Annotated in this window: 14 protein-coding genes, 3 pseudogenes and 1 riboswitch; of the genes and pseudogenes, 10 read left to right on the top strand and 7 right to left on the bottom strand. The window is 71.4% G+C overall.

Annotated features, from left to right (window positions below):
• Positions 1-51: 51 nt before the first annotated feature.
• Positions 52-609: a dihydrofolate reductase family protein gene (locus ACWD12_RS12985; RefSeq protein WP_450099587.1), complete on the bottom strand. Its 558-nt coding sequence runs from the start codon at positions 607-609 to the stop codon at positions 52-54.
• 120 nt (positions 610-729) lie between these two features.
• Positions 730-1,317: a TetR/AcrR family transcriptional regulator gene (locus ACWD12_RS12980; RefSeq protein WP_450099586.1), complete on the bottom strand. Its 588-nt coding sequence runs from the start codon at positions 1,315-1,317 to the stop codon at positions 730-732.
• A 221-nt stretch (positions 1,318-1,538) separates the two neighbouring features.
• Between ACWD12_RS12980 and ACWD12_RS12975 the strand changes: the two genes are divergently transcribed.
• Positions 1,539-2,603: a DNA alkylation repair protein gene (locus ACWD12_RS12975; RefSeq protein WP_450099585.1), complete on the top strand. Its 1,065-nt coding sequence runs from the start codon at positions 1,539-1,541 to the stop codon at positions 2,601-2,603.
• A 165-nt stretch (positions 2,604-2,768) separates the two neighbouring features.
• Here the strand turns inward: ACWD12_RS12975 and ACWD12_RS12970 are convergent, their stop codons facing one another.
• Complete coding sequence (locus ACWD12_RS12970; RefSeq protein WP_450099584.1) at positions 2,769-3,689, bottom strand: NADP-dependent oxidoreductase; 921 nt, start codon at positions 3,687-3,689, stop codon at positions 2,769-2,771.
• A 133-nt stretch (positions 3,690-3,822) separates the two neighbouring features.
• Positions 3,823-5,376, bottom strand: coding sequence for a basic amino acid/polyamine antiporter (locus ACWD12_RS12965; RefSeq protein ID WP_450099583.1), 1,554 nt, complete (start codon positions 5,374-5,376; stop codon positions 3,823-3,825).
• A 171-nt stretch (positions 5,377-5,547) separates the two neighbouring features.
• Here ACWD12_RS12965 and ACWD12_RS12960 point away from each other — a divergent pair.
• Together ACWD12_RS12960 and ACWD12_RS12955 are read left to right on the top strand one after the other, a co-directional pair.
• Positions 5,548-5,726, top strand: a pseudogene (locus tag ACWD12_RS12960) (arginine deiminase); the annotation flags it as partial.
• Positions 5,727-5,836: 110 nt separating this feature from the next.
• Positions 5,837-6,328: pseudogene (locus ACWD12_RS12955) on the top strand (TerD family protein); the annotation flags it as partial.
• 387 nt (positions 6,329-6,715) lie between these two features.
• Here the strand turns inward: ACWD12_RS12955 and ACWD12_RS12950 are convergent.
• Positions 6,716-7,240 (bottom strand): flavoprotein, encoded by a 525-nt coding sequence (locus ACWD12_RS12950; RefSeq protein WP_358364850.1) that lies wholly within the window; start codon positions 7,238-7,240, stop codon positions 6,716-6,718.
• 261 nt (positions 7,241-7,501) lie between these two features.
• Here ACWD12_RS12950 and ACWD12_RS12945 point away from each other — a divergent pair, with 261 nt between their 5' ends.
• On the top strand, positions 7,502-7,861 hold the full coding sequence (locus ACWD12_RS12945) for a DUF6204 family protein (RefSeq protein WP_450099582.1): 360 nt from the start codon (positions 7,502-7,504) through the stop codon (positions 7,859-7,861).
• Between the two features lie 22 nt (positions 7,862-7,883).
• Here the strand turns inward: ACWD12_RS12945 and ACWD12_RS12940 are convergent, their stop codons facing one another.
• Positions 7,884-9,197, bottom strand: coding sequence for an aminotransferase class I/II-fold pyridoxal phosphate-dependent enzyme (locus ACWD12_RS12940; protein ID WP_450099581.1), 1,314 nt, complete (start codon positions 9,195-9,197; stop codon positions 7,884-7,886).
• Between the two features lie 178 nt (positions 9,198-9,375).
• On the opposite strand from ACWD12_RS12940, the gene ACWD12_RS12935 reads away from it, so the two are divergent.
• From ACWD12_RS12935 to ACWD12_RS12920, 4 genes are all read left to right on the top strand, one after another.
• Positions 9,376-10,089, top strand: a complete 714-nt coding sequence (locus ACWD12_RS12935) for a pyridoxamine 5'-phosphate oxidase family protein (protein WP_450099580.1) — start codon at positions 9,376-9,378, stop codon at positions 10,087-10,089.
• Between the two features lie 73 nt (positions 10,090-10,162).
• Entirely contained in the window at positions 10,163-10,729 is a 567-nt protein-coding gene (locus ACWD12_RS12930) for a helix-turn-helix domain-containing protein (protein WP_358364856.1), read from the top strand.
• Positions 10,726-11,307, top strand: coding sequence for an N-acetyltransferase family protein (locus ACWD12_RS12925; RefSeq protein WP_450099579.1), 582 nt, complete (start codon positions 10,726-10,728; stop codon positions 11,305-11,307). The genes ACWD12_RS12930 and ACWD12_RS12925 overlap by 4 nt, the downstream gene beginning before the upstream one ends.
• 509 nt (positions 11,308-11,816) lie before the next feature.
• Positions 11,817-11,990, top strand: a riboswitch (cyclic di-AMP (ydaO/yuaA leader).
• A gap of 3 nt (positions 11,991-11,993) precedes the next feature.
• The gene (locus tag ACWD12_RS12920; protein WP_450099578.1) at positions 11,994-13,277 is read left to right on the top strand and encodes a transglycosylase family protein; all 1,284 of its coding nucleotides are present in this window, start codon (positions 11,994-11,996) and stop codon (positions 13,275-13,277) included.
• Positions 13,278-13,459: 182 nt separating this feature from the next.
• On the opposite strand, the gene ACWD12_RS12915 is transcribed toward ACWD12_RS12920, so the two are convergent.
• Positions 13,460-13,858: a hypothetical protein gene (locus ACWD12_RS12915; RefSeq protein WP_450099577.1), complete on the bottom strand. Its 399-nt coding sequence runs from the start codon at positions 13,856-13,858 to the stop codon at positions 13,460-13,462.
• Positions 13,859-13,949: 91 nt separating this feature from the next.
• On the opposite strand from ACWD12_RS12915, the pseudogene ACWD12_RS12910 reads away from it, so the two are divergent.
• Both ACWD12_RS12910 and helR read left to right on the top strand, forming a co-directional pair.
• Positions 13,950-14,345, top strand: a pseudogene (locus ACWD12_RS12910) (MFS transporter); the annotation flags it as partial.
• 478 nt (positions 14,346-14,823) lie between these two features.
• Entirely contained in the window at positions 14,824-16,974 is a 2,151-nt protein-coding gene (gene helR, locus ACWD12_RS12905) for an RNA polymerase recycling motor ATPase HelR (RefSeq protein ID WP_450099576.1), read from the top strand.
• Positions 16,975-16,981: the final 7 nt, after the last annotated feature.

The following is a 16,981-nucleotide window of genomic DNA, read 5'->3' as shown; positions in this document are numbered from 1 at the left end:
CGCGCGGTGGTCGTGGGATCCGTCCTACGGGACGCTCGGTCCGTCCGGCGATCAGCGCGCGAGGGTGTACGTGCGGCGCACGAACCCGCACTCGAAGGTCTTGTTCTCCTCAAGCACCAGTTCGACGTCGTTGTCGAGCGCACCGAAGAGCGGCAGTCCTTCGCCGATCAGGATCGGCAGGGTGGTGACGATGAGCCTGTCGATCATCCCGGCGCGCATGAAGGTCTGGATGACCTGTCCGCCGTCCACGTACACGTGCTTGGTGCCGCGGGCGGCCAGTCCGGTGACGAGGTCGTCGATGCCGCGGTAGACGGTGATGCGGGAGTCGGCATCATCGGCGAGGACGGTGCTCAGAACGGCGACGTGCAGTCCGGCGAACGGCCAGATGTCCGCGCCGAAGGTGAGCAGCTTCTCGTACGTCGCGCGTCCCATGACGACCGTGTCCACGCCGGCGATGAAGTCGTCGTAGCCGAGGTCGCCGGCCTTCTCACCGCGGCTGGTCAGCCACTCGATGTCCCCGTCGCGGCGCGCGATGAAGCCGTCGAGGCTGGTCGCGATGAACACACTTGAGGTGAAGGGGAGTTCCTGGGTCGTGGAGGGATCCGTCACGGTGTCTCCGTTTCGTATGTGGCGGTGGTACGTCGTACTTCGGCTGGACGCGTGCTTCCGTCTGCCGGCTGCTGCCGGCTGTCGGCTGTCGGCTCGGCGCCGGGTCGGCACGCGTGTGGTCTATGTGCGGTACGGGCGGAGCGTGTCCTCGACGTCGGCGCGCAGCAGAGTGAGCGGGTCTCCCTGGCCGTCCACCGCCCAGAGCAGCAGGGTGCCGTTGAAAACCACCTGGACCGAGCGGGCGGTGCGGGCGGTGTCCATCACGTCCCGCAGCTCACGGGCGAACACGGCCGCGTCGAGCAGCGCGGCGGTCTCCTCGCGGAAGGCAGCCGCCTGCGCCGCCGCGTGGGCGCGGAACTCCGGGTCGGTGAGGTCGAGTTGCAGGAACGCGAGGTTGTTGGCCATCTCGGTCGGTGTACTGACGCCGACGGCCAGCGTGACCAGAGCGTCGAGCAGCGCCTCGATCGGAGACCTGTGCGCGGCGGCGCGGGCACGGGCGAAGACCGCCCGTGTGTCGTCGGGCGCCCGTTCGGCGAGGGCGAGCATGAGTCCGCGCTTCGATCCGAAGCGCTGGACGAGGGTCGCGGGCGCAAGCCCGGCCTCCTTGGCGACCGCGCCGAGGGTGAGTCCGTTCGGCCCGTGCTGCCCGATGGCTCGCGCGGTCGCCTGCAGGATTGCCTCGTCGCTGGTCGTACGCGGGCGTGCCATCCCCGAGTCCCCTTCCCATCGGGTTAGTAAATGTCCGTTCGTTTATCTATCCCGACCGTAGCGCACGGCGCCGCGATTTGTAAATGTATGTTGGTTTACTAACCCGCGCCGCGCCGGCCCGTCACCGCCACCGCCCGCCGCGCCACTGCCCACCACGCCACCGCACCACCGCACCACCGCACCGCCCACCGCATGTCAGGGCGATCTGACACCGTGCCCCCATGGCTCAGCCCCTCAAGGACATGATCAACGCGCGCTCGGTCGCGACCCTCGCGGACGGGATCAGCACCGCCCACGCCGCCTTCCCCCGCGACCGCTTCGTCGCCACCGCACTCGACGGCCTCGAAGGCCAGGAGCTCAAGGACCGCGTACGCCACGTCGCCCGCGCCCTGCACGCGGCCCTCGACCTCCCCTTCGCGCAAGCCGCCCCCGTCCTCCGCGCCGCCGCCGGGCACACCCGCCTCGACATGTGGAGCGGCTGGCCCGCGACCGACTACATCGCCGAGTACGGCGTCGCGGACCTCGACGAGGCCATGTCCACCATCGCGGTCATCACGCCGTACGCCACCGGCGAGTTCGCCGTCCGCCCCTACCTCGACCGCTACCGCGAAACCGCACTCGCGACGATGCGCGGCTGGGCCGACTCCGACGACGAGCACCTCCGCCGCGTCGCCTCCGAGGGCACGCGCCCGCGCCTGCCCTGGGGCTCACGCGTCCGCTGGCTCATGACCGTCGGCCCGACGCTCCCCATCCTCGAACGCCTGCGCGACGACCCCAGTGAGTACGTCCGCCGCTCGGTCGCCAACCACGTCAACGACATCGCCAAGGACGACCCCGCGGCGGCCGTCGCACTGCTCGCCCGCTGGCGCGACGAAGGCGGCACGCACACCGACCGCGTCGTGCGACACGCGGTTCGCGGCCTGCTGCGCACCGGCCACCCCGAGGCCCTGCCCCTCGTCGGCGCGGCACACGGCACCGGAACCGTCGAGGCGTTCACCGCCGACGGCACCGTGGCGGTCGGCGACCGGCTCCCCTTCAAGGTGACCGTGCGCGCCGACGCGCCCGGCGCCCTGGTGCTCAAGTACGCGGTGGTTCGCGAGGGTTCGCGGCGCGTGTTCCACCTCGGCGAACGCATCGCCGACGCCGAGGGCGACATCTTCACCCTCGCCAAGTCCCACTCGTTCCGCCCGGTCACCACCCGCGTGGAACCCCCAGGCCCGCGGACCCTGGAGATCATCGTCAACGGCAAGCCCCGCGCCACCGCCGCGTTCACCCTCGTCCCCTGAACCGGCGGCGAAGACGCCGGCCGCGAGGGACGAGGCATGCGTCCGCGTACGCACCCACACACCCACGCACCCACGCACCCACGCACCCACGCATGTCGGACGCCCGCCCGGTCGCGAGAGACGCGCCTGCACCGGCATACACGCGGCCGCATCCACTCCTCATGTTCAAACAAGCAGGACGATCTTGCCGCGGGTGTGGCCGGTGCGGCTGGCGTCCCAGGCCGCGCGTACTTCGGCGAGCGGGTACGTCGCCGCCACCTCCACGGCCAGCTTCCCCCGCTCCACCAGTTCGGCCAGTTCGGCCAGCTTCGCCCCGTCCGGGCGTACCCAGATCCAACTGCCGCCGTGCTGCTCGACGGTGTTGTCCGCGATCGACGCGTGCCGCCCACCGGGAGCCAGGACGGCCAGCGTGGTGTCCAACTGCCCGCCCACGAAGTCCGCGACGGCGGTTACGCCTTCGGGGGCGAGGGCGCGGATGCGCTCGACGACGCCGTCCCCGTACGCGACCGGCTCGGCACCCAGCTCCCGCAGGTACTCGTGGTTGCGTTCCGAGGCCGTGCCGATGACGCGGGCGCCCTTCTCACGCGCGAACTGCACGCCGATGCCGCCCACTCCCCCGGCCGCGCCGTGGATCAGCACGACGTCGCCCGGCCCGACCTCCAGGCGCTCCAGGGTGCGCTGCGCGGTCATCCCGGCCAACGGCAGTCCCGCGGCGGCAGGCCAGTCCAGGCCGGCCGGCTTGCGCGCCGCGGACCATGCGTTGACCGCGACGAGTTCGGCGTACGTCCCACCGTGCACCATGTCCTTGCGGGCGTACGCCATCACCTCGTCGCCGACCTCGAAGTCCGGCGTGTCCGGGCCGCGCGCGACGACCACGCCGGCGACGTCCCAACCGGGGGTCACCGGGAAGACGGCGTCCATCATGGCGTCGAGACCGCCCGTCATCAGCTTCCAGTCCACCGGGTTGACCCCGGCGGCGCGGACCCGGACAAGGATCTGGCCCGGGCCGCACTTGGGGTCGGGCACCTCGCCGACGGACAGGCCGGAGTCGTCGGTGGCGTAGGCGTTGTAGGTCACAGCTCGCATGTGTCGGGGTCTCCTTGTCAGTGATGCGACGCCAATGGTGCGGCGCCAGTCGTGCGCTGCCGGTGGTGCGCTGCCAGTGGTGCGGCGTCGGTGGTGCGGTGTCAGTGGTTCGCTGCCCACCCCGCGGTCCGGGTCACAGGCTGATCCAGCCGGCGGCGAGTGCGGTGATCCCGGCGACCGCCCCCGCGATGGAGACCGCGAGGAGCGCCAGTTCGGGTCGGGAGAACCAGCGTCGCCCCTGTTCGCGGCGCGCCATGACGAAGAGGATCGTCGCCGGCGCGTAGACGATGAACGAGACCAGGACGTACTTCATGCCCGCGGCGTACAGCAGGAACGCGGTGTAGACGGTGGCCAGGATGCTGACGACGAGGTCGCGGGTGTTCCGGCCGTCGCCGCGCTCGCCCGCGCCCGTTGCCGCCCCTGACCCTGCCCCGCCTCCCGACCCCGAACCCGCCCGTCGCCCTGGCCCGGTACCCGCCCCCGCTCCCGGCCCCGCCCCTGACCTCGACCTCGACCACGGCGCGACGGCGATCCTGACGGCGAAAGCGGCGGCCAGCAGGAACGGGATCAGCGACAGCGCGCTGGTCATGTTGAGCGCGAAGTCGAAGGCGTCGTCGGAGAACAGCGTCACGATCAGGACGACTTGGGTCAGCACGGTGGACATGAGCAGGGCCGCGGTCGGCACGTCCTCGGCCGTGGCGCGGCCGAGGAAGCGCGGCATGTCGTCGTCCTTGGCGGCCACGAAGAGGACCTCGGCCGCCATCAGCGTCCAGGCGAGGTACGCGCCGAGCACCGACACGATCAGGCCGACGCTGATGAACACCTTGCCCCACGTGCCCACCGCGTCCTCGAGGACGCCGGCCATCGACGGCTGCCGCAGCTCGGCGATCTCGCCCATCGGCATGATGCCGTAGGAGACGATGGTGACCGAGGCGAAGACCGCGAAGACGCTGAGGAATCCGAGGACGGTCGCCCGCCCGACGTCCTCGCGGCGCTTGGCGTGCCGGGAGTAGACGCTGGCGCCTTCCACACCGAGGAAGACGAAGACGGTCGCGAGCATGGTGCCGCGTACCTGGTCGAACAACGAACCGGCGTAGTCGGCGCCCGCGACGTTGTCGGCGAAGACCTTCGGGTCGAGGTAGAAAAGCGCCAGGACGACGAAGAACAGGATCGGGACGATCTTGGCGGCCGTCACGATCCGGTTGATCGCCGCGGCCTCCTTGACGCCGCGGCGGATCAACAGGAAGAACGCCCACAGGCCGACCGAGGACAGCGCCACCGCCAAGACGGTGTCGCCGTCTCCTAGTGCGGGCGCGATGGCTCCGATGGTGGACATGATGAGCACCCAGTACGTGGCGTTGCCCACGCAGGCGCTGGCCCAGTAGCCGAAGGCGGAGAAGAAGCCGGGGTATTCGCCGAAGCCGGCCTTGGCGTACGCGTACACGCCCGCGTCGAGGTCGGGGCGGCGGAGCGCGAGCGTCTGGAACACGAACGCGAGCATGAGCATGCCGGCGCCCGCGATCGCCCACGCGATCAGCGCCCCGGTGACCCCGGTCTCCTGCGCGAACCGGCGCGGCAGTGAGAACACCCCGGCGCCGACCATGGAGCCGACCACGAGTGCGGTGAGCGTGGGGACGGAGAGTTTCGCCGCGCCGCCTGATCCGCTCGTGGCCTCGGTACTCGTCATGCGCGTCCTTCGGGTCGCCGGCCGATGGCCACACCCTAGAAGAATCACAGCAATTCTCATGGAATCGCCACAAACAATATGAAGAGTCAACGAATCGGGTTTATCTGCGGACCCAGCCGTTCACACTTCCGGGAGCGCCCGCCGCAGCTCCGCGAAAGGCAAGGTGACCGCATGGCCGCTCCGGCCGACTCCGCCGTGCAGGCGTACGGCGTGCATTCCGAAGTAGGCAGGCTGCGCAAGGTCCTGGTCTGCGCGCCCGGCCTGGCGCACCGCAGGCTGACCCCACCAACGCCGACGAACTGCCCTTCGACGACGTGATGTGGGTGGAGAACGCGCAACGGACGTCCGCGCCCACGGCCGCCTGGGTCGTGTCCTCGTGGTCGCGCCGGGCCGACGGCTGCCGACGGCCCTCTGAGGGCTCCCCCGACTTCCGAAGGCGCGCGGACAAGGGGAGCAGGGGATGCGCAGACTGCGGATCGGGGACAGCGCGCACATAAGCGAGGTCGCGCCGGCCGGAGACCTGATGGTCGGGATCGGCGCGGCCGGACCGGCCGTCGCCCTTCAGGCGGGTTGCCTCGGCCTCGGCGAGGGCTGGCGGCTTCCGGGGGCGCAGTACGCGGTGGGTCCGATGCGGGGCGCGTTCCCCGGAGGCGGTGTACGCCTCGTGCCGAGCCACACCGGCGAGCCGCAACTCGTCGTCGACCTGCGCGCCGTGCCCGCCGAACTGCACCACCTGGTGTTCGTCGTGCACGCCGCGCCGAGCGCATCCGGCGGTCCGGCGTACGCGCCGGTGGGGCGCGTGCGGCTCTCGTCGGGCGGCGCGGACACCGCGTACCTGGACCTCGAAGCCGAATACCTCGGACCGGGGACGGCGGTGCTGCTCGCGGAGATCAAGCGACACGGCAACGACTGGTGGTTCGGCACGCTCGGGCGGTCGTACCCGGGCGGGATGGTGCAGCTGAGTTCGGAACTGGGCATACCGATCCGCGAACTCCCCTTTCCCACCCCGGCGTTGGACCACCTTCACCCGGCGGCCGGGGCGGCGGCGTATGTCGAGGCGTATCGGGCGCGGACCGCACAACGGCCCCAATCGCCGCAGCCGCCCCACTCGCCGCAGCCGACGGTGTCGCCCCGGCCGCTGACGCCGCCTCCCGTGCCGTCGGGGGCGCCGGTTCGGCACCCCGCGGCGGCAGCCGTACCGCAGTTCCCGGTCCGGCAGGACGGCCACGGCAACGCGGTGTTCGAACTCGCGACCCCGCTCGGCATGTCGGCCGTCATCGCCGAGTTCACGCACGTCGGCGCATCGGGCACGTCGGGCGCCGGGTACGTCCGGCAGGGCTCAGGGGCGGCCCGGGAGCTCCCGCAGGACGGCCTCCCACCAGGAGGTCCCGGGCAGTGTCATCGGTGCGCCTTCGCCGTTGGTCACGAGGCGTACGCCCGCCCGGCGCAGCAGCGAGGCGCTCGTCGGATAGCGCGGATGCGCAGCGAGGTCCGTGTTGAAGTACGGCGCCGCGACCATCGGCAACTTCGCGCCCAGCGCCTCGTTGAGCCCGCCGAGTGCCACATTGTCGGAAATGCCGGACGTCCACTTGTTGAGAGTGTTGAACGTCAACGGTGCGGCGAGGACCGCCGACGCCGCCGGGAAGGGCTTCTCCTCGCCGGGCAGGCGCTCGGCGGTACGCGGGTGCCGCCCGGCCGCCTCGGCGATGTCGTCCGCCGACTTCTCCAGCCAGCGGGCGGCGGTCGGCGTCAGCGTGAGGCACGGGTCCCATCCCCAGGCCCGGATCAGCCGCAGCGCGTGCGCGATCTCCAGGACGGGTGGGGCGGCACCCGCGATGACGTGCAGGACAGGCGGTTGTGGCATGTCAGGAAGCGTAGGCGCTCGCCGGTTCGGACGGGGTGAGGAACCGCGACCGGGACGGCATCCGGCGGCGTGTCCGCGCGCCCGGGGCGTTGCTCCGTGCTTCCCGTTCCCCTGCCCCTCGGCTTTCCACGCGTCGGCGGTGGTGCGGTCGGGGGTCGGGGGTCGGCTGTCGGCTGTCGGCTGTCGGCTGTCGGCTGTCGGCTGAATCCTGGGCCGGGCAAACCAGTTGGGTACCCCGACCGGGCGGGTTAGGGTCCCGCCATGAGCACGCGTATTTTCCGCATCACCGTCCGCGGCGTCTTCGACGGTCTCGACGCCGACCAGCGCGCCGAACTACTGGCTCGCGCCGCGGACCACGACGTCCTGCGGTCCGCGTTCACGCGCGAAGGGCACCTGGCGTACGACATCGCCGCGCGGGACGCCTTCACTTTCCGGTTCGAGGAGTCCGGCGACGCGGAGGAGGACATCGTGCCCGCGACCGCACGCGCGGAGGCGGCCGCAAAGGCGTGGCTGTCCGAACGCGGCTACGGATACAAAAACCTGCGTTCGCAGGCGACCGACCTTGCGCAGACTCCGTTGGCGAAGCGGCAGCGGCGCGCGGTGGCCCGCGGCGAGGGCTGAGCGGCTCGAACGGCGCAAGGGGTCAGACCGCGTGGTACGCGGACCCGCCCGAGACGTTCGCGGCGGCGGCCAGCGCCGCGGCGAACGTCTCCGCCTCCTCGGGGGCGAGCCGCGCCACCGTGACGCGCACGGCCGGCGGCGAGGCGATCCGGAAGCGCTTGCCGGGGGCGATCAGCCAGCCCCGGGCCAGGAGTTCGGCCACCGTGCCGACCTCGTCGCGCACCGGCACCCACACGTTGATGCCGGAGCGGCCGTGTGCCGCCATGCCGTGCCGGGCGAGGGCGGCGATGAGCGCCGCGCGGCGTTCCGCGTACGCCAGCCGCGCCCGCTCCACCTGCGCCGCGACCTCCGGCGAGGTCCAGGCGTGTGCGACGGCGTGCTGCAGCGCGTGGCTGACCCATCCCGGGCCGAGGCGCTGCCGCCCGGCGATGCGCCCGATGGTCGTCTCGTCGCCGGACACGATCGTGCAGCGCAGGTCGGGACCGTACGCCTTGGCGCTCGACCGTACGTGTGCCCAGTGCTCCGTGTCGCCGACCACCGACGCCAACTCCGGCCCGGCGATGGCGTTTCCGTGGTCGTCCTGGATCAGCAGCACGTCGGGGTGGGCGGCGAGGACCGCGCGCAGTTCCGCCGCCCGCTCGGGTGAGACGGCCGCGCCCATCGGGTTCTGCGCGCGCACGGTGACGACGAACGCCCGCGCGCCGTCCCGGAGTCCGCGCGCGACGTCGTCCGGGATCGGGCCGTCGTCGTCGAGGCGTACCGGCCGCGCGGTCAGGTTGAGGGCGGCGAGCAGGTCGAGGAAGTTGGCCCACCCCGGGTCCTCCACCAGGACGGTGTCCCCCGGACGCGTGTGCGTCATCAGCGCGCGTTCGATCGCGTCGAGCGCGCCGGAGGTGACGACGAGGTGGTCCGCGGGGACCCCTTCTGCCGTGAGGACGCCCCGCGCGGCGTCGGCGAGCGGGCCGTATAGCGGCGGGTGGTTGTAGAGCGGACGCCACGTCGCGGGGTCGGGGAACCGGGGGTCGGGCAGCAGCTCCGGATCCGGTTCGCCCATGACCAGCATGCGGGTCCCGGGCGGCGCGGCCGGGCCGAGGGCGTTGCGTTCCGTCGACGCCGGGCGCGGCAGCACGCGCGTTCCGGCGCGCCCCTGGGTCTCGACGATGCCCCGCTCGCGCAGCAGGCGGTACGCGGCGGCGACGGTGTTGGGATTGACCCCGAGGCCCGCGGCCAGGGTGCGCACCGGCGGCAGCGCGTCGCCGGGTGCGAGGCCGCCGTGCCGGAGGTCGCGCTCGATGGACGCCGCGATCTCGGCGGCGGTACGCCCGGTCGGGGCCACGATCTCCTCCTGAACGGCAACGACGCGCAGTCGTCGGTGCGGTCGCACGGCGCGGGCGACCTGTTGCCCGGCGGCCGCAATCTGTGATCGCACCCTATTGCGTTGACAGTCCCCCAACTCGTCGCCTTATTGTACTAGCACCAACTTGTGATTGACCTAGTACAAAGAGGTTTCCGACATGAGTAGCGCCCGCGAGGCCACCGGGACCACCGGGACCACCGAGCCCCCGTCCGTCTACGCCCGCACCGAGGCGACCACGCCCACGCGATACCGCGAGCGCATGCGCTACGACGCGGAGACCGTGCACGCGATCCTCGACGAGGCGTTTCTCGCGCACGTCGCGTTCACCGCCTTCGGGCAGCCGCAGATCCTGCCGCTGATCTTCGGCCGCGACGGCGGACGCCTCTACCTCCACGTGTCGAGCGGCTCGCACCTGGCCATCGCGGTCCGCCACGCGGGAGACGAGGGCCTGCCGGTCTCCTTCGCGGTGACGCTCGCGGACTCCCTTGTCCTGTCGCGCGCGGCCATGCACCACTCCATGGACTACCGCTGCGTGATCGCCCACGGGCCGCTGCGCCGGGTGACCGACCCCGCGGAGACCGCGCGCGGCTGGGCCACGATGATCGACCACCTCGTGCCCGGGCGGTACGCCGACAGCCGCCCGCCGAGCCCGAAGGAAGCCGCCCAGACCGGCCTGTTCGCCCTCGACCTGTCCGACGTCGCGGCGAAGGTCCGCTCGCACGGGCTCGCCGAGGACGCGGCCGACCGAGAGCTCGGCCACTGGGCCGGGGTGGTCCCGCTGCGCACGGCGGCCGGGACGCCGCGCCCGGACGCCGGGGTGGAGGGCGAGCCGCCCGCGTACCTGAAGGAGTGGCTGGCCCGGCGCGGATGACGGCGTGCGGATGACCGTGTATCGACGGAACCCCCACCTACGGTTCTCTCATATGCGGGATACCATCCCGCATATGAGAGACGACGTCGACGAACGCCTCGCCCGGCGACTCACCGCGCTACGCGTCGAGCACACCTGGTCCCTGGACGAACTCGCCGGCCGGACCGGTGTGAGCCGCTCCACCCTCTCGCGCCTCGAACGCGCCGAGATCAGCCCGACGGCGGCACTGCTGAACAAGCTCTGCACGGCGTACGGGCGCACGATGTCGCGTCTGCTCGCCGAGGTCGAGTCCGGCGCCGAGGCCGTCCGCGTCGTGCGCGCCGAGGAACAGCGGGTCTGGACCGACGAGGCCTCGGGCTTCGTGCGGCGCTCGGTGTCCCCGCCGAACCCGGACCTGCGCGCCGAGGTCGTCGAGGGCCTGCTCGCCCCGGGCGCGCACATCGCGTACGACGGCCCGCCGACGCCGGGCCTCGAACACCACATCCGCGTCCTCGACGGCACGCTCGCCGTCACCGTCGAGGGCACGACGCACACGCTCGACGAGGGCGACGCGATGAGCTTCCGGTTGTGGGGGCCGTCCGCGTACGCCTGCCCGGGCGCACGGCCCGTCCGGTACGCACTCGTGGTGGTCGCGCCGTGACGGCCGCGCCCCGGGTCGGGATCCGTCGCCTGCCGGCGGACGCGTTCGACGACGCCGTGCCCGCTCTCGGGGAACTGCTCGCCGACACCGTGACCGGCGGTGCGTCGCTCGGCTTCCGCACTCCGTTCACGCCCGGCGACGGCGCCGCGTGGTGGCACAGCCAGGCGGACGCCGTGCGCGCGGGCGCCTTCGTCGTGTGGACCGCGTACAACCGCGCCCCCGACAGCGCCTCCGACGGTGCCGCCTTCCACGGCCGCGTGCTCGGCACGGTCTGCCTGGCCTTCAGCTCCTGGGCGAACGGCGCGCACCGCGCCGACGTGGTCAAGCTGATGGTCCACCGCGACGCACGCGGGCAAGGTCTGGGCCGCGCGCTGCTGGCGACCGCCGAGGCGCACGCGGCCGAGGCCGGCATCACGCTGCTCATGCTCGACACCGAGACGGAGAGCCCGGCCGAGCGCATGTACGAGGCGGCGGGCTGGACGCGCTACGGCGTCGTCCCGGCGTACGCGGCCGATCCGGACGGCGTCCTGCGCGACTGCACCTTCTTCTACAAGCCGGTGACCCTCTACAAGCCGTGAACCTCTACAAGCCGGTGAAGAACGGCTCCTGACGCGACGCGTCCCGCGACGGATCACCGGCCGGAAATGCCCCCGGTGACCTTGTGGATCCGCGCGCGCCCCGTCGGTCAAACGTGTGTTGACGGTTTCAGCGGGCTCGTGCGCGCGCCGGGAGGCAGCTTCCCCACATCCGGAACGTCCTAATCGCGGTGATGCGCCGGATTCTCATAACTTTGCCCCTGCTTTACCGAATCGACGCTGCATCACCCCCGGGCCACTTTGGGTGAGGCGATCATGCCCTGCGTGGCCCGGTGATCACCGTACGGAGAAATCCGCACACATACCGGTCGCCCCGAACTACACCGCGTGGCCTATTCCCCGAACGCCGATATTCCCAAACCGGCTTTGCGGGGAGGGGATTTGAGTTGTCGGAGTCCGTCTGCCTACCTTTCTCGGCGTCGGTGTCCCACACATCGACCCCGCTCACCGGAACGCCGAATTCTGCCGCCGGCCGAGACGGGACAGCTGAGAAGCAACCACGGCAGAAGCGGGGGAACCAGGTGAAACGCGCCGGCCCGGCGACAACCGGGACGGCTAGGGGTGAAGCCGCGCTCGACGGCCCTTTCCGAAGGGCGGACGAGAGCGGCCGGGCAACTCCAGCCCGAATCCGACAGCTCACCTCGCAGGCGTAGGAGAGGAAACGCTTGATGCTGTCCGCAACTCGCAACCGTCTGACCACGAAGTCCCGCATCGCCGTCGCCGCCGGTGTCACCGGTGCCGCGATCGCCGCCCCCCTGATCGGCGCCACGAGCGCTTCCGCCGCCCCGGTGAGCACCTGGGACAAGGTCGCCCAGTGCGAGAGCACCGGCAATTGGTCCATCAACTCGGGCAACGGCTTCTACGGCGGCCTGCAGTTCACCCAGAGCACCTGGAACGCGTTCGGCGGCGGCCAGTACGCCGACCGCGCCGACCTGGCCACCAAGGACCAGCAGATCGCGATCGCCGAGAAGGTGCTCGCGGGCCAGGGCCCCGGCGCCTGGCCGGTCTGCTCCGTCAAGGCGGGCCTGACCAAGAACAGCGGTACCCCCTCGATCGACACCGGCTCCACCGGCAGCTCGACCACCAAGTCCCAGAACGCCGCCCCGAAGAGCCAGTCCGGCTCGCAGCTCTCCGAGGACACCAAGTCCGAGGCGAAGACCGAGAGCAAGGCTCCCGCGTCCGCGTCGACCGGCAGCACCTCGTACACCGTCGTCGTCGGCGACACTCTCTCGAAGATCGCCGACGCCCAGCACGTCGACGGCGGCTGGGAGAAGCTGTACCAGGACAACCGCGGCGTCGTCGGCGGCAACCCGAACATGATCTACGCGGGCCAGAAGCTGGCCCTGGCCGGCGGCCAGGCCGCGGCCCCGCAGACCGGTGCCAAGCTCACCGAGGACACCAAGTCCTCCGCCAACACCGGCAGCACGAAGAACCAGGCCAAGAACCAGGCCGGCGCCAAGCTGAGCACCGACTCCGGCAGCTCGACCGCGAAGTCCGGCAGCACGGCCAAGAACTCGACCGACAACGCCACCGCGTCGTCGTCCTCCGCGTCGGGCTACACCCGTCCGGTCCCGGGCGCGCCGCACGGCTCGTACGGCAACTCGGGCTCGCTGTGGTCGAACGGCCACACCGGTGAGGACTTCTCCGCCGCGTCGGGCACCTCCGTCAAGGCGGTCACCTCCGGCACGGTCGTCAAGTCCGGCTGGGGCGGCGCGTACGGCAACGAGGTCGTCATCAAGCACGCCGACGGCAAGTACAGCCAGTACGGCCACCTGTCGTCCTCGTCCGTGTCGGTCGGCCAGCAGGTCTCGACCGGCCAGCAGATCGGTCTGTCCGGCTCGACCGGCAACTCGACCGGCCCGCACCTGCACTTCGAGATCCGCACCACCCCGAACTACGGCTCGGACATCAACCCGCTGGCTTACCTGCGCGCCCACGGCGTCAGCATCTGAGCCACACCAGACGCCCCGCGCAGTTGTGGGGCTGACGCGGGACAGCAGTAAAACCGACGCCCGGCCGGACTCCTCCGGCCGGGCGTCGCCGCGTCCGCACACCCGGGTCGCTGCGACCGGGTCCGCACATGGCTTGACCGGTCTGCCGAACGGCCTGACCGGTCCGGCAGTTCAGCGTGCATTCAGCTTGCGAGTGCCGCGCCGAAGCGCAGGAATCCGGCGACCTGCGGGGCGAAGGTGACGGCACCCTCGCCGACTCCCTCGCGTATACCGGCCGTCACTTCCGCGTCCGGCTCGCCGTACACCTCGAAGCTCTCGACGCGGCAGTGCTCCATCACCCCTTGAATGTACGGATCCGCGAGCCGCCAGTGCGTGCGGACCGCGTCCGAATCCCGGAACAACTGGAAACTGTGCGCGGTCATCTCCGGTTCGTCGACGAAGACTTCGACCATGAGCTGGGGTCCGTGGCGTTCGGCGAACCCGACGGCGTCGGCGATGGCTTTGCGGAAGCCCTCCAGGTGCCCGGCGGTGATCCGCATCGTGTTGTGGAAGAGCAGGATGGCGTCGTTGTCGCTGTTCATGCGGACCATCCTTGAACTTGAAGCGAACTTGAGGTCAAGCCCTTCGGGTGCCGCAATCCACGGCCCTTCACATCGCCCGCCCTACGATGCCGCGCTGCCGTTCGTCACCCAGGTGTGGCAGATCTACCTGCTGATCTTCCTGCTCCAGGCGGCGTCCGCGGCCTTCACCCCGACGTTCCAGGCGACGATCCCCGAAGTCCTGCGCGAGGAACGGCAGTACACGCGGGCTCTGTCGATGTCGCGGCTCGCGTACGACCTGGAGAGCCTGCTCAGCCCGGCGCTCGCGGCCGGTTTGCTCGCGGTCGCGTCGTACGACTGGCTCTTCGCCGGCACGGTCGCCGGCTTCGCGGCGTCGGCGGCGCTCGTCGTCTCGGCGGCCCTCCCGAAACCCAGGCCCGCCGCCCCGGTCGGTCACGCCGGCGGCGTCCGCGCGAAGGCGACGGCCGGAGCGCGGCTGCTGTGGGCCGTCCCGCGCCTGCGCGCGTTGCGCCGCGTGACGGGGGGTTGCGGCGCGCACGCGAGGCAAATGGCGTACGTTGCGCCGTACCGCCTCGCCCGAATTCGCCGCGGATAGCGCCGGCCCGTGAGATACCCCGGTCCGGCAGTCCGCCGGCAGCCCCATCCGGCAGCCAGAAGCGAACGGTCGCAAAACCAGGGCGCCGTGCGGCCCAAACCGCCGCAAAAAGAAAGGCAAGGAGGAATGTTCTCTCCTTGCCACTCTCAACTTATAGCGCATGGGGGGCCTTGCGGCAAGGCCCCCTTCGTACCGCAGAATCGCAGGCCGAAGCCGGAACCTACGGAAATGGGAGATTCACGACGTGCGTGCGTTGTCGTCGGATTACCGCTCGTGCAGCGATGCCGAAGCGGAGGCGGGACCCACACCGCCGCCGCGGCACAGCGATGCCGAGGCGCTCACCGGCGCCCCGGCGGACCACCAGGAGCGACCTCGGAACGGAGCCGATGACATGACCCCGACCACCACCAGCGCCTTCGCCCTGCCCGAGCAGCTCACCGCGAAGGCCGACCGGAAACTGATCAACGCGGACGAACGGCACTTCGCGGCCGTCGCCGCGAGCCTTGACCAGGCCATCGCCGAACTGTCCGACCAACTCGACGCGGCACGCAAAGCGCCCGGCGGCGTCGGCCGTGACGCGATGGACCGGGACATCGAGGTCCACCGCCTCTCCTCCCGCCTGCGCGCGCTGCGGCGCTTCGGCCTGGACCTCTGCCTGGGCCACATCGTCCACGACGACAGCCCCGAACCGGTCTACATCGGACGCCTTGGGCTCACCGACGACTCGGGCCGCCGCCTGCTGCTCGACTGGCGCTCCCCCGCCGCGGAGCCGTTCTTCGCCGCGACCCACGCCAATCCGATGGGGTTGGCCAGCCGCCGCAGGTACCGCTGGACCCGCGGCCGGATCACCGACTACTGGGACGAAATGTTCACCGCCGAGGGCCTGGAAGGGCACGCCGCGCTGGACGACCAGTCGGCGTTCATCGCCAGCCTCGGCGGCAACCGGTCCTCCCGGATGCGCGACGTCCTCGGCACGATCCAGGCCGACCAGGACGCGGTCATCCGGGCGGGCTCGCGCGGCGCCCTGGTCGTCGACGGCGGTCCCGGCACCGGAAAGACCGTGGTCGCGCTGCACCGCTCCGCGTACCTGCTGTACTCCGACCCACGGCTGGGCCACCGTCGCGGCGGCGTGCTGTTCGTCGGGCCGCACGAGCCGTACCTCGCGTATGTCGCCGACGTGCTGCCGAGCCTCGGCGAGGAGGGCGTGCGGACCTGCACCCTGCGGGACCTGCTCCCCGAAGGGGCCGCGGCGTCGCCCGAGCCCGACCCGCACGTGGCGCGCCTGAAGTCGTCCGCGGACATGGTCAAGGCGATCGAGAAGGCCGTCCGGTTCTACGAGGAGCCGCCGACCGAGGGCATGGAGGTGTCGACCGACTGGGGCGACGTCTGGCTGAGCGCGGAGGACTGGGCCGAGGCGTTCGCGGCGCCTTCGGCGGCCACGCCGCACAACGAGGCCCGCGACCTGGTCCTGGAGGAAGTACTCAACATCCTGACGGACAAGTACGACGGCGACGTGTCGCCCGACGTGTTCCGCAGGTCGCTGCGGCACGACACGGAGCTGCTGGACACCCTCAACCGGGCGTGGCCGCTGCTGGAGGCGGCGGACGTGGTCGGCGACCTGTGGTCGGTGCCGGCGTACCTGCGCATGTGCGCGCCGTGGCTCACCTCCGACGAGGTACGCGCCCTCCGGCGCAAGCACGCGCCCCAGGCCTGGACCGTGTCGGACCTGCCGCTCCTGGACGCGGCACGGCTGCGGCTCGGCGACCCGGAGGCGTCACTGCGCCGGCGGCGCCACGAGGCCGGCGTCGCGGCCGAACGGGCGCGCATGGCCGACGTCATCGGCAACATCATCGAGGCCGACGCCGACGGAGAGGGCGCGGTGACGATGCTGCTCGGCAAGGACCTCCAGGACAGCCTGGTCGACGAGAGCGCGCTGCCGAGCGGCAACGCGGATCCGCTGGCCGGGCCGTTCGCGCACATCGTCGTCGACGAGGCGCAGGAACTGACCGACGCCGAATGGCAGATGCTGCTGCTGCGCTGCCCCTCCCGGAGCTTCACGATCGTCGGCGACCGGGCCCAGGCGCGGCACGGGTTCACCGAGTCGTGGGAGGAACGGCTCGAACGGATCGGCCTGGACCGGATCACGGTGACGTCGCTGAGCATCAACTACCGGACGCCGGAAGAGGTCATGGCGGAGGCCGAGCCGGCGATCCGGGCGGCGCTCCCGGACGCGAACGTACCGACTTCCGTGCGCAGCAGCGGAATTCCGGTGACGCACGGGTCCGCGGACGACCTGGAGGAGATCCTCGCGAAATGGATCGCCGAGAACGCCGAAGGAGTGGCGTGCGTCATCGGCGACCCCGGCTTCGAGCCGACGTCACGCGTACGCTCGCTGACCCCGGAGCTGTCCAAGGGCCTGGAGTTCGACTTGGTGGTGCTGGTCGACCCGGAGGCGTTCGGGACGGGAATCGAGGGCGCGGTGGACCGCTATGTCGCCATGACCCGGGCCACCCGCCAACTCGTGGTCCTCACGAGCGGCTGACCGAAGT

The organism is Streptodolium elevatio (assembly GCF_053592165.1).
The sequence above is the reverse complement of the archived record's forward strand: the minus strand, read 5'-3'. Positions and strand labels throughout refer to the sequence as shown.

Excerpts from the sequence above, each read along its gene's own strand:
- helR (WP_450099576.1), top strand. The coding sequence starts at position 14,824 with ATGACCCCGACCACCACCAGCGCCTTCGCCCTGCCCGAGCAGCTCACC.
- ACWD12_RS12950 (WP_358364850.1), bottom strand. The coding sequence starts at position 7,240 with ATGCCACAACCGCCTGTCCTGCACGTCATCGCGGGTGCCGCCCCACCC.
- ACWD12_RS12930 (WP_358364856.1), top strand. The coding sequence starts at position 10,163 with ATGAGAGACGACGTCGACGAACGCCTCGCCCGGCGACTCACCGCGCTA.
- ACWD12_RS12920 (WP_450099578.1), top strand. The coding sequence starts at position 11,994 with ATGCTGTCCGCAACTCGCAACCGTCTGACCACGAAGTCCCGCATCGCC.
- ACWD12_RS12975 (WP_450099585.1), top strand. The coding sequence starts at position 1,539 with ATGGCTCAGCCCCTCAAGGACATGATCAACGCGCGCTCGGTCGCGACC.
- ACWD12_RS12970 (WP_450099584.1), bottom strand. The coding sequence starts at position 3,689 with ATGCGAGCTGTGACCTACAACGCCTACGCCACCGACGACTCCGGCCTG.
- ACWD12_RS12945 (WP_450099582.1), top strand. The coding sequence starts at position 7,502 with ATGAGCACGCGTATTTTCCGCATCACCGTCCGCGGCGTCTTCGACGGT.
- ACWD12_RS12980 (WP_450099586.1), bottom strand. The coding sequence starts at position 1,317 with ATGGCACGCCCGCGTACGACCAGCGACGAGGCAATCCTGCAGGCGACC.
- ACWD12_RS12915 (WP_450099577.1), bottom strand. The coding sequence starts at position 13,858 with ATGAACAGCGACAACGACGCCATCCTGCTCTTCCACAACACGATGCGG.
- ACWD12_RS12965 (WP_450099583.1), bottom strand. The coding sequence starts at position 5,376 with ATGACGAGTACCGAGGCCACGAGCGGATCAGGCGGCGCGGCGAAACTC.
- ACWD12_RS12935 (WP_450099580.1), top strand. The coding sequence starts at position 9,376 with ATGAGTAGCGCCCGCGAGGCCACCGGGACCACCGGGACCACCGAGCCC.